At 65.1% G+C, this 12,042-nt stretch carries 10 protein-coding genes and 1 tRNA gene; 2 read left to right on the forward strand and 9 right to left on the reverse strand.

All coding sequences use genetic code 11. From position 1 onward, the window contains the following. Positions 1-73: 73 nt before the first annotated feature. Positions 74-2,410 carry a tetratricopeptide repeat protein gene (locus AC1RM6_RS21630; RefSeq protein WP_493105018.1) on the forward strand — a complete coding sequence of 779 codons (2,337 nt, stop codon included), beginning with the start codon at positions 74-76 and terminating at the stop codon, positions 2,408-2,410. A 21-nt stretch (positions 2,411-2,431) separates the two neighbouring features. Here the strand turns inward: AC1RM6_RS21630 and AC1RM6_RS21635 are convergent, their stop codons facing one another. The 9 genes from AC1RM6_RS21635 to AC1RM6_RS21675 form a co-directional block, all read right to left on the reverse strand. Continuing rightward, positions 2,432-3,157 (reverse strand): aspartate/glutamate racemase family protein, encoded by a 726-nt coding sequence (locus AC1RM6_RS21635; protein ID WP_493105020.1) that lies wholly within the window; start codon positions 3,155-3,157, stop codon positions 2,432-2,434. Then, a complete protein-coding gene (locus tag AC1RM6_RS21640; RefSeq protein WP_493105022.1) occupies positions 3,154-4,560 on the reverse strand; it encodes an MATE family efflux transporter in 1,407 nt (468 codons plus the stop codon). Before AC1RM6_RS21640 ends, AC1RM6_RS21635 begins: the two co-directional genes overlap by 4 nt. After that, positions 4,557-7,400, reverse strand: coding sequence for a valine--tRNA ligase (locus AC1RM6_RS21645; RefSeq protein WP_493105024.1), 2,844 nt, complete (start codon positions 7,398-7,400; stop codon positions 4,557-4,559). Before AC1RM6_RS21645 ends, AC1RM6_RS21640 begins: the two co-directional genes overlap by 4 nt. Positions 7,401-7,460: 60 nt before the next feature. Then, a complete protein-coding gene (gene proC, locus AC1RM6_RS21650; RefSeq protein WP_493105026.1) occupies positions 7,461-8,300 on the reverse strand; it encodes a pyrroline-5-carboxylate reductase in 840 nt (279 codons plus the stop codon). Positions 8,301-8,399: 99 nt separating this feature from the next. Then, positions 8,400-8,909: a type III secretion system chaperone family protein gene (locus AC1RM6_RS21655; RefSeq protein ID WP_493105028.1), complete on the reverse strand. Its 510-nt coding sequence runs from the start codon at positions 8,907-8,909 to the stop codon at positions 8,400-8,402. 130 nt (positions 8,910-9,039) lie between these two features. Then, the gene (locus AC1RM6_RS21660; RefSeq protein ID WP_493105030.1) at positions 9,040-9,294 is read right to left on the reverse strand and encodes an accessory factor UbiK family protein; all 255 of its coding nucleotides are present in this window, start codon (positions 9,292-9,294) and stop codon (positions 9,040-9,042) included. Between the two features lie 33 nt (positions 9,295-9,327). Beyond that, positions 9,328-9,882 carry a TspO/MBR family protein gene (locus AC1RM6_RS21665; protein ID WP_493105032.1) on the reverse strand — a complete coding sequence of 185 codons (555 nt, stop codon included), beginning with the start codon at positions 9,880-9,882 and terminating at the stop codon, positions 9,328-9,330. 107 nt (positions 9,883-9,989) lie between these two features. Beyond that, on the reverse strand, positions 9,990-10,733 hold the full coding sequence (locus AC1RM6_RS21670; RefSeq protein ID WP_493105034.1) for a TlyA family RNA methyltransferase: 744 nt from the start codon (positions 10,731-10,733) through the stop codon (positions 9,990-9,992). Between the two features lie 24 nt (positions 10,734-10,757). Then, positions 10,758-10,833: transfer RNA gene (locus AC1RM6_RS21675), tRNA-Val, on the reverse strand. A 408-nt stretch (positions 10,834-11,241) separates the two neighbouring features. On the opposite strand from AC1RM6_RS21675, the gene AC1RM6_RS21680 reads away from it, so the two are divergent. Beyond that, positions 11,242-11,982 carry a hypothetical protein gene (locus tag AC1RM6_RS21680; protein WP_493105036.1) on the forward strand — a complete coding sequence of 247 codons (741 nt, stop codon included), beginning with the start codon at positions 11,242-11,244 and terminating at the stop codon, positions 11,980-11,982. The last annotated feature ends 60 nt before the right edge of the window (positions 11,983-12,042 follow it).

A 12,042-nucleotide genomic window follows, 5' to 3' on the forward strand; every position in this document is an offset into this window, starting at 1 on the left:
CGGTGCCAGATTTCGAATCGAAGAAACGAGGCCGGCCGAAACGCGCGTCCATTTGTTTCGGACGACCGATGCCATGAAGATATCCTCGGTGATCGACCCCGTTCCCGGGAACGATGACTATGAAAGCGGCGCCCGCCATTTTCATCAGAAGGATTACCACGCCGCGCTCGCAAGTTTCGAACTGGCGCTGAAGCGCGCGCTGCCACCCGCGCTGCGATCCGATGCCATGCTGATGCGGGCGCGCTGCCTTCACGATATCGGACGCATCGGTGAGGCCGAAGCCGCACTGGCCCCGTTGCTGGCACCCGACAATGACAACCCGGCGGCGGCCGAGATGCATGGCTGGATCGCCCATCATCGGTGCGACTGGCCCGAAGCCGAACGGCGATGGTCGGTGATGCGGCAGCGCTGGCCGCGCTATCTGACCGGATATTTCGGCGGGGGTGCCGCGCTGGCCGCGCTGCAGCGTTTCGACGAAGCCGATATGGTCTATCGGCATGCAATCACCCATGTTTCGGCGCCGGCCTATCTGCTGATCGGCTTTGCCCGTTGCGCGGAGACACGCCGCGACTGGAACGAAGCCGCAAGACGATGGGACGCACTCACCACGCTCCATCCGACCGAGTTCGAAGGCCATAAGGGCAAGATCGAACTGTTGATGGCGACCGACAAATTCGCCGCCGTCGGCGAAGCGATCGAGCTTGCCCGAACCCATTTCCCCGACGAACCCGCGCTGCTGGCGTTCGCGGCTCGCAGCGCGCAACGGCAGGGCGATCATGCCCGATCGCTCGACCTGTTGCGGCGCGTCCGCACCCAGGATCCGGACAGTGTCGCGACCTTCATCGAAGAGGCGAAGGCATTCGAGGATATGGGGAAGCTGAAGGAGGCCGAGGCCGCCTATGCCGCGGCGGCGGATCGGTTTCCGGATCATCCCGGCATATTCGAGGGCTGGGGACAACTCGCGGCGAAGCAGAACGACTGGAAGAAGGCAGCCCGGCGGTTCCGGCAGATCAGCCTGCTCGCACCCGACGACAGGCCGGCCAAGATCCGTTTCGCCAAAGCGCTGGCCGAAGCAGGAGACCATGACGGGGCCGAGCGGGTGATCAGCAAGCATCTCCGCAAGGATGCCCGTGCATCGGACATATTGATCTGCCATGCCGAACTGGCCTGGAAGCAGAATGACTGGGCGACCGCCAGCAAACGCTGGCGCCGCGCGCTCGACGCCAGCAACGGCGAGCCCCAGGCGGTGATCGGGCTGGCGAATGCGTTGCTGAAGCAGGGCGACCTCGAGGCGGCGGAAGCATTGACCGGCGATTTCCTGGGCCGCTTCCCCGACGTCACGCCGTTCATGATGATACATGCGACCGTGGTGTCGCAACGCGGGCGCAAAGCCGAGGCCCTGACGCTCTGGCAGACCGCCTATGACAGAAATCCCAGCGATCCATGGGCGCGCGACCATCTGACCGATACGCTGCGGCAGCTCGGGCAAGTCGCCGAAGCCAGTGCGGTGATCGCGCAAGCGGTCGAGCGTGGCGACACCGATCCGGCCTTCTATATTCTTCGGGCCAAGGACGCCGAAGCGGCGGGGAACTGGGCCGAGGCGCGCGACATCCTCGAGCAGTTGCTGAAAAGTGATCCGCACAACGTCCAGGGCCGAAACCTGCTGGGGCACGTCGTCGGCCAGGCGCAACTGGCCGCGATCGCCGCCGACGGGGACGATCGCGCGGCATCCGACCGGGCACCCAAGAAGCCCGGCGCGCCTGCCAAGACGGGGCAGCTGCCGATCACCGAAATCATCAAATATTGCGAAAGCCTCGGCGACAACTGCGAATTCGGCCTGTTCCAGAGGCATTTGGGTGCGGAGCCGCTCGGCCTGTTCCGCTGGGCCGCCACCAAGCCGGAGCAACTGGCGGCCGCGCTGCGCTCCGGGCTGGACGGCGTCGGCGAGCCCGAGAACACCACGATCTATACCTGGCCGAACGGCGAATATGGCGTCTCCGACACCCGCTACGGCATGAACATGCACACCTTCACCTATGACAGCAGCATCGATCGCGAGAAATTCTCCGCGCTTCAGCTCAAAAGAAGCCGGTTTCTTCGTCGGAAGCTGATCGAAGATATCGAGGAAGCCGAGAAGATCTTCGTCTACAAATGCGCCGACATCACGATGGAACAGACCGTCAAGATCAGCGAAGCGCTGGCGGAGATCGGTCCCGCGACCCTGTTGGTCGTCCGCCTGCACGACGCCGATCATCCCGCGGGAACGGTCGAGCGGCTGACGGATCGGTTGCTGATGGGCTATCTCGACAGCGTCGCGCCCTTTTCGACCCCCGATCGGAATCTGTCGGTCCGATGCTGGACCACGATCTGCGAGAAGGCCTTCCAACTCTGGAAGAATCCCGGCGCCTGATCGGTCCGGCCGCGGCGAAAGCTACCGGCCGGTCGCCGCAGATGGTGCGCCCAGCGCGCGCGCCAGCGCCGCACGCGCGAGCAGCCGGGTCGAATCGAGCGTCGGCAGCGGCGAATTGGCATCGTCGATGATCAGCGGGATCTCGGTGCAGCCGAGCACCACCGCGTCGCAGCCTTCGGCCTTCATCCGCGCGATCACCGCCTGGAAGCGGGCGATGCTGTCGGGCCGGAAGTCGCCGCGAACCAGTTCGGTCATGATGATATGGCCGATCTCGTGGCGCTCGGCGTCGGTCGGGCGCAGCCACTCGATCGCGTGGCGCCGGAGCTGGTCGGGATAGACCTCGCTCGCGACCAGCCAGTGGGTGCCGGTCAGGCCGAGCCTGCGAAAGCCACGGCGCCTGGCTTCCTCGGCGACGACCGCGGCGATGTGCAGCCACGGCAGCGGCGAACGCGGCAGGACCTGCGCCATCGCATTGTGGATGGTGTTGTCGGGGCAGATCAGGAAATCGGCCCCGGCCGCCCTGAGCTTTTCGGCCGACGACAGCATCAGATCGGCGACCCCGCCCCAGTCGCCCTTGTCGAGATGGACGACATAATCGGCGAGCGCGTGGGTGTGCATCGAAACCTGGGGATGGGCATCGGCCCGCCCCATCAGTGCGCCGCCCTCCGCGCAGATCGTCCGGTAACACAGCGCGGCGCCTTCGGCCGAACAGCCGACAATGCCGATATGGCCGGCGCCCGCGGTCACACCAGCAGCTCGTGCTCGATCGCTTCCTCGACCTCGGCCGGATCGACGATGCGCTTTCCGCGCCAGTCGGCGAAGCGATAATAGAGCATGGCGATCAGGGTGGTGATCGCGATGCTGATCGGGAAGGACAGCCACAGCGCGTCGCTCCCCAGCCAGTCGTGCGCGACATAGGCGAAACCGAGCCGGATCGGAATCAGGCCGACGATCATCGCCAGCAGCGGACCCAGCACCGCACCATTGGCGCGCACCACCCCGAACAGGGTCATCATCACCCCGACCAGCGCATAGCCCCAGCCGGCGACGAGATGGATATGCGAGGCGATCGGATAGGCCGGCCCGCTTGTGTCGAGGAACAGGCCGAGCACCGGGCGCTCGAACAGGGTGATCAGCAGCACCGCCGCAATCGACATCAGCACATTGGCAATCACGCCCTGCCGCGTGATCGCCCCGACCCGATCCCATTTGTTCGCGCCGATATTCTGCGCGGCCATCGCGCTGACCGCGGCGCTGACCGCGACCGAGGGCATCTGCACATATTGCCAGACCTGCGACATCACCCCGTAGGCGGCGACGCTGTCGACGCCCTCGCGATTGACGAGGCCGATCATCACCAGGCCGGAAATTCCCATGACGAGCATCTGCAGCCCCATCATGATCCCCTTGCCCAGGATCGTCCTGAGCAGGATCGCATCGGGCAGCAGGTAACGCCATTCGGCGCCGCGCAGCCGGATCGGCAGGTCACGCCAGTAGATGAACGCCAGCAATCCCGCCGCCGCGCTGTAATTGGCGATCAGCATCGCGACCGCGGACCCGGCGATCCCCATTTTCGGGAAGGGCCCGATACCGGCGATCAGCAGCGGGTTGAAGACGACGTCGAGCAGCGCCGAAAGGATCATGAACCACAAGGGCGTCATCGAATCGCCGGCGCCGCGCAGCCCCATCATCAGCAGGGTCATGAAGAACACCCCCGGCAGCGCGAGGAAGACGATGCGCAGATAGGCACCGGCAAGCGGCAAGGCCGCCGCCGGTGTTCCCATCAGATGCAGCAGCGAATCGCTGAAATAATAGCCGGCGGCGGCGCTCACCAGACACAGCGCCAGGAAGATGCCCGAGGCAGCGCCCATCGCGCGGCGTGCGCCGTCGATGTCGCGGCGGCCGAAATTCTGGCCGATCAGGATCGACGCCGCCATGCCGAAGCCGAACACGCTCGACAGCGACAGGAAGATGATCAGCCCGGCATTCGCCGTCGCCGCGAGCGCGTCCTCGCCGAGAAAATGGCCGATCCAGACCATGTTGATCGACGCATTGAGCGACTGGAGAATGTTCGATCCGAGCGTCGGCAGCGCGAACAGCAGCAAGGTCCGCCCGATGGGCCCCTGGGTCAGGTCGCGCTGGGTCTTCATCCCAGTCGCGCCAGCGCCGCCCTCAACCGATCGGCCTCCATCGCCTTCTCGCCATGATCGGCGCGCGCCTTCTCGATCGCCTCGGGCTTCGCCTTTTCGACGAAGGCCGGGTTGCCGAGGCGGTTGGCGAGGCTGTCGCGCTCCTTCTCGGCGGCGACGATGCCCTTGGTCAGGCGCGCGCGTTCGGCCTCGAGATCGATCACCCCTTCGAGCGGAATCACGAAGGTCGCCTCGTCGACCACGACCTGCGCGGCGCCGCCGGGGGCGGGCTCGTCGGCGGTCATGTCGACCCGTGCGAGCCGGGCAATCACCGCGGCCTGCGCGGCGAGACGATCGCGGGTCAGGTCGGAGGCATCGCGCGCGAACGCGGTCAGCCGCGCGCCCGGCGGCACGTTGAGCCCGGTCCGCGCGGTGCGGATCTCGCTGACCAACCGGATCAGCCAGTCGATCTCCTGTGCGGCGGCCGGATCGATCGCACGGGCATCGGCCATCGGCCATTTGGCGACGATGATGTCATAGGGCCGCTCGCCCAGCGCATGCCACAGCTCTTCGGTGATGAACGGCATGAACGGGTGGAGCATCACCAGGATCTGGTCGAGCGCCCAGCCGGCGACCGCGCGGGTCTCGGCGGCGGCAACCGCATCGGCGCCTTCGGCGAGCAGCGGCTTGGTCAGCTCGATATACCAGTCGCAGAAACTGCCCCAGGCGAACTGGTAGATGATGTTGGCGGCTTCGTCGTAGCGCAGGTCGGCGATGGCGAGGTCGAGCGCCTGGACGGTCTTGATCGTCTCGGCGACGATCCAGCGGTTGACCGCCAGCGTCGCTGTGGGCGCTTCGAGCGAGGTGCTGGCGCCGATGCCGTTCGACTGGGCGAAGCGCGCAGCGTTCCACAGCTTGGTCGCGAAGTTGCGATAGCCTTCGACCCGCTTTTCATCGAGCTTGATGTCGCGGCCCTGGCTTTCCATCGCCGCCAACGTGAAGCGCAGCGCATCGGCACCGAACTTCTCGATCAGGCCGAGCGGATCGACGGTGTTGCCCTTCGATTTCGACATTTTCGAGCCGTCGGCGGCGCGCACCAGACCGTGCAGATAGAGGGTGTGGAACGGCACTTCCTTCATGAAGTGCAGCCCCTGCATGATCATCCGCGCGTCCCAGAAGAACAGGATGTCGAAGCCCGAGATCAGCACGTCATTGGGATAATGGCGCTGCAGCGCGGTGGTGTCGTCGGGCCAGCCGAGGGTGCCGAACGGCCACAGCGCCGACGAGAACCAGGTGTCGAGCACGTCACTGTCGCGCCAGAGACCCAGAACGCCATCGACGAATTTTTCTCTCGCTTCATCATGGCTGTGAACCAGCTCAAGACGCATGCCACTTTCCAGCGTCAGGTCGAGGCCAACTTTTGAATAATGCTCCTTGGCCAGTTCCAACGCCTCGTCAGCGGTCTCCGCGACAAACACTTCCGGCATCGCGCTTCGTGTCCGGCGAGCGACATTTTCCATGTCAGGAAGTTCGTCAATCCATGCGAAGGTGCCATCCGCTTCGGATTGGGCGTCTTGGCCGATAGCTGGCCCGAACCAGGCCGGGATCTGGTGGCCCCACCACAGTTGGCGCGAGACGCACCAGGGCTGGATATTCTCGAGCCAGTTATAATAGGTCTTGGTCCAGCTTTCGGGCACGACCTTGATCTTGCCCGACCGCACCGCCTCGAGCGCGGGCCCGGCCAGCGTCTCGGCATCGACATACCATTGGTCGGTCAACCAAGGCTCGATCACCACCCCCGAGCGATCGCCATAAGGCGTCTGGATGGTGCGATCCTCGATCTTCTCGAGCAGGCCGGCTTCCTCGATCGCCGCGACCACCGCCTTGCGCGCGTCGAAGCGGTCGAGGCCGAGATAGGCGTCGGGAATCAGCCCGTCGGCGGTCTGGATGACCTTCGCCTCGGCATCGAGCATGTTGAGCATGTCGGCGGCCTTGAAGCCCGCGCGCTTGCCCACCTCGAAATCGTTGAAGTCATGGCCGGGTGTGATCTTGACCGCGCCCGAACCGAGTTCGGGATCGGCATGCTCGTCGGCGACGATCGGAATCAACCGGCCGGTGATCGGCAGGCGCACCTGTTGGCCGATCAGCGCCTGATAGCGCTCGTCGGCGGGGTTCACCGCGACCGCCATGTCGGCGAGCATCGTCTCGGGCCGGGTGGTCGCGACCGAGATCTGGCCCGATCCGTCGGCGAGCGGATAGGAGAAGTGCCAGAACTTGCCCTGGATTTCCTTGGTCTCGACCTCGAGGTCGGAGATCGCGGTCTTGAGGCCCGGATCCCAGTTGACGAGCCTTTTGTCGCGATAGAGCAGCTTCTGCCGGTAGAGCTCGACGAACACCTTGATGACGGCCTTCGAAAAGCCCTCGTCCATCGTGAAGCGCTCGTTCGCCCAGTCGCACGAGGCGCCGAGCCGGCGGAGCTGGCGAGTGATGGTGCCGCCGCTTTCGGCCTTCCATTCCCAGACCACGTCGATGAACTGCTCGCGGGTCATATCGGTGCGCTTGATGCCCTGCGAGGCGATGTTGCGCTCGACCACCATTTGCGTCGCGATGCCGGCATGGTCGGTGCCGACCACCCACAGCGCATCCTTGCCCTTGAGACGGGCATGGCGGACGAGGATATCCTGCAGCGTGTCGTCGAGGGCATGGCCGATATGGAGGCTGCCGGTGACGTTGGGCGGCGGGATGACGATCGTGAACGGCTCGGCGTCGGGCCGCTCGGGCCTGAACAGCCCGGCCTCTTCCCAATAAGGGTACCAGCGCGCTTCGATAGCAGCGGGGTCGAAAGTCTTGTCGATCGTCATGATGGACGAGGCTTTAGCGGGGGTTGGATCGAAAACGCCACCCCGAAATATGGATGGCCCCTATCGCGCCGCCGCCGCCAGTTCGGCATTGCGCTTCGCCGAGGCGGCGAGCGTCGCGCGCAGCAGCATCTTGAGCGCGTCGTCGCGGTCGAGGACGTTGAGTCCCTCGCGGGTCGATCCGCCCGGGCTCGCCACCCGATCGGCAAGGATCGCCGGGCTCTCGTCCGACGCCGCGGCGAGCAGCCCCGATCCCTTGACGGTGGCGGTCGCCAGGCGGAGCGCCTGGTCGGCGGGCAGGCCCAGCGCGGTGCCGGCGTCGGCGAGCGCGTCGATGAAGCGGAACAGGAAACCCGGGCCGCAGCCCGACAGCGCGGTGACCGCGTCGAACAGCGCCTCATCGTCGATCCACTCGATCAACCCGAGCGGCGCGATCAGTGCGGCGGCTTCGTCGCGGGTCGCCGGATCGGCATCGGCCGAGAACAGCGCGCTGACACCCTCGCCGATCGACACCGGCAGGTTGGGCATGACCCGGACGGTCGCCTTGGCGCGGAAGGCGGCCGAGAGCGTTTCGGTCTCGACCCCGGCAAGGATCGACAACAGCAGGCGGGGCGATCCGGCGAAGATGTCGCGCACCGCTGGCATCTGCTGCGGCTTGACCGCGAGCACCAGCGTATCGGGATTCGCGTCCCCGGGGAGCGCGCGCAGCAGGGTGACGCCGGCGGGCACTTCGGCGATCATCGGATCGATCACGGTGATCTGCGTGGGATCGACGCCGGCAGCAATCCAGCCGCGCAGCATCGCGCCGCCCATATTGCCGGCGCCGAGCAGCCAGAGCGGACCTTTGAGGGTGAGGTTCACCACCTGTTTTCCTCCGTCGCCCCAGCGAAGGCTGGGGTCCATGACTGTCGCCCCTCGCAATGCCGTCTCTCGCGGAGAGAGACATGGACCCCAGCCTTCGCTGGGGTGACGGCTCGGGGAGGCGAGCAAAGGGGCGAGCCGTCAGGCCTCGCCCTGGGTCTCGATCATCGCGGCGGCGATCGCGTCCTGCGGCGACTTGTCCGACCACAGCACGAACTGGAACACCGGATAGAAGCGCTCGCACTCGTCGATCGCGGCCTCGATCAGGGTTTCGGCCTGTTCGAGGGTCAGGATCGTGTCGCCCTGCGCGTCGAGCAGCGCGGCGTGGCGGAACAGCACCATGCCCGAGCTGGTCCACATCTCGAAATGGCCGAGCCAGAGTTGCTCGTTGATCAAGCCGAGCGTCTCGTAGATCGCACCGCGCTTGTCGCTGGTCACGCGGATGTCGGGCAGCGCCAGGAACTGGAGCACCCGATCTTCCTCGCGCCATACCGCGCGCAGCTCATATTGGGTCCAGCTGCCCTGGAACTGGGCCACGATCTCCTCATCGCCCACGCGCTCGCATTCCCAGCCATGGGCCGAGAAATAATGTTCGAGCATGTCGATGGGAGCGCTCATATCGCGCACCGATTCATAGTCGTCGAGATCCATGGGCGGCCCCTTCCGCTCTTCGCCCAATCCGTTACGCGGATCGGGCGACCGTTCAAAGCGCTATTGCCGCAGGCGCGCAAAAAGCTGTGGATAGGTGGCACCGGCGCCCCGGACCACCAGTGGTTGACGATCAGGCCTTGTCGGCAGCCTTCGCCTCGAGCGCGTCGAGCCGTGCCTTGAGGGCATCATTCTCGTCGCGCGCAGCGACGGCCATCGCCTTGACCGCCTCGAACTCCTCGCGGGTTACGAAATCGAGGCCGCCGATCCAGTCCTTCGCCTTGTCCTTGAAACCGGCCTCGGCCTCGCGGCCCATCCCGGCCAGCGTGCCCGCGGCACCGTTCATCATCTTGACGAAATCGTCGAATATTCGGTTTTCGGACTGCATGGGACTGGGCCTCCTTTGGGCCGACTATAAAACTTAAAGCGCGATTTGGGCATCCCCTGCGCCCGGCGCAAGGTTCTGGGCGTCGGGGTTGAGGCGGACGATCTGCCAGTTGAGCGCGCCGGCGAACAGCAGCCAGGCGAGATAGGGCAGCATCAGCAACGCCGCCGCCTTGCGGATCCGCGCGAAGAAGATGGTGGCGATCCCCGCGAACATGAACACCGCGGCGATCACGGCGAGCGCGTTGACCGTCTGGTGCAGGGCGAAGAAGATCGGCGACCAGGCAAGATTGCCGACCAGCTGAAGCAGGAAGAAGGCGGTCGCAGCGCCCCGGCCGCGCGCGCCGCGCGCGTTCAGGATCATCGCAAAGGCGACGCCCATCAGAATGTAGAGGATCGTCCAGGCGATCGGGAACGCCACGCCGGGCGGCATGAAGCCGGGTTTGGACAGCCCATCGAACCAGGCATTGCCATAGCCCGACCCCGACAGGATGCCCGAGAGCAGGCCGAGCAGGACGATCGCCGGCACGGTGACGAGCGCCCAGCGCAGATAGGACAGGCGCAGTTGGCCCGGCGAAGCGAGCTCACCCATGGCGTCGTATTTCCCTCATCCCCGTCCGTCCTTCATCGTCGCACATCCATGCGATAGCCTGCGCCCGCTGTCGAGTTGGCAGCATCTCCCCCCTGCCCCAGAGCGGGTCATGATTGCTCCTTGCGGGCGGCAAGCAGGAATTCGACATTGCCCTCGGGGCCGGTGATCGGACTGCGCTCGATGCCCTCGACCTGCCAGCCCTGGGTTGCGACCCAGGCCGCGGCGGCATCGCATACCCGCTTGTGAACCTGTTCGTCGCGAACGACCCCGCCCTTGCCGATCTCGTGGCGCTCCGCCTCGAACTGCGGCTTGACCAGCGCGATCAGGCCGGCACCCGGCCGCGCGAATCCCAGCGGCGTCGCGAGCACCTTGGCGAGCGAAATGAAGCTCGCATCGCACACGATCAGGTCGACGGGCTCGACGATCTCGGCCGCGGTCAGATGGCGGGCGTTGGTCTTCTCATGGACGATCACGCGATCGTCCTGCCGCAGCTTCCAGGCGAGCTGGTTGGTGCCCGAATCGACCGCATAGACCCGTAGGGCGCCGTTGGTGAGCAACACGTCGGTGAAGCCCCCGGTCGACGAGCCGACATCGATCGCGACCATGCCGGCGACGTCCCAACCGAAATGGCCGATCGCATGGGCCAGCTTGACGCCGCCGCGCGACACCCAGGGATGATCGCGACCCCGCACCTCGATCGGCGCATCGAGCTTGAGCGCCTGGCCGGCCTTGGCAATCTTGGTCTCGCCCGAAAAGACCAGTCCCGCGAGGATCAGCGCCTGACCGCGCGCCCGGCTCTCGACAAGGCCGCGATCGACGAGCAACTGATCGGCGCGAATGGCTGTGGCCATGAGTCCTGCGTCTAGATTGGGCCATGGTGGGCGGTGACGGGCTCGAACCGCCGACCCGCTCGGTGTAAACGAGCTGCTCTACCAACTGAGCTAACCGCCCATGGCATGGGCAAACCGCGCCCATATGGCAGTTTAAGATCATGGGAAAGACGAATTTTTCCAGAGCGCCCGGAGATCGCCCGGCATTGCGACCGACGGCCGGCGCAAAGCCCTTCGTAAACCACTGTGAAATCGGGTGCGCGATCACTTGATATGCAAGGGTTTCTCGTGCGAAACGTCTATGCAATCGCCTGCAATAAAGAGGCGTGGTTCGGGGGGGGCGGATCGCTATCACACTCCATCGCGACCATGACCGGACATTGGCAGTGCCGCCCGGCGGCACGGCCATCAGGATCAGTATTTGTTAGTATCTTCGTTTTAGGGTTGCGAAATGTTGTCCAATTCCCGGTCGATCATGTTCTTCACGACAAGAACAAGCGGAACGAACTCCTCGTGGCGCATCCTCGCGATGTTCAACAAACATGCGAAGCTTCAGGGATTGCCCGAGCGTGAGCGGATCACGATGGCGACCGAAGTCGAAAAGGGCAATATCCCGGCGGGCTTCGACTGGTCGGGCTTTCCCGCGGAAGGCTTCATCACCCTTCATCAGCTGATCGAGCGGATCAATCCGGCCCGGCTGGCGCCCGGCACGGGTCCGTTGTTCCTCGTCAACTTCCGCGATCCGCGCGACATCGCCTGCAATCAGTTTTATTGGCAGGACGGCCACCGCCGCCCCGATGAAAGCGACGAGGCGTTCGCCGAGCGGATCAAGGAAGTCCACGACATGGGGATCGATCGATGGGTGGTCAGCCGCCTGCCGAAAAATCCCGACGATCCCAACGAATATACCCGCAAATTCCTCGACCAGGTCGACATGATTCCGCAGGGCGACCGGGTGATGCTCGGCTATGCCCGGCTGTGCGTCGGCTTCGACGACTGGGTCGCCCGGGTCGCCAAGGTGTTCGGCGTCGAGCTGACCGAGAAGCTGAAAGACGAACTCGAACCCGAGCGGGTCGACAATCTCGACACCAACAAGCGCTGGGTCGGCCATACCTGGGTCGGTTCCGACACCCAGCCGGGCCGCTACAAGCATGACGTGTCCGCGGAAACGATTGCCAAGATGAATATCGCCTATGCTCCGTCACTTCGTCGCATGGCAGCACTGGACCCAGCCTATTCTGATTTGTACCTAGAGGGCCTGCCCGGCTGAAATCCGCGGACTTTCTGCGGATTTCGATCGTCGGCGCGATGGCAATCCAGGGGTAAGATA

It is taken from the genome of Rhizorhabdus sp. GW822-FHT03C02 (genome assembly GCF_058801765.1).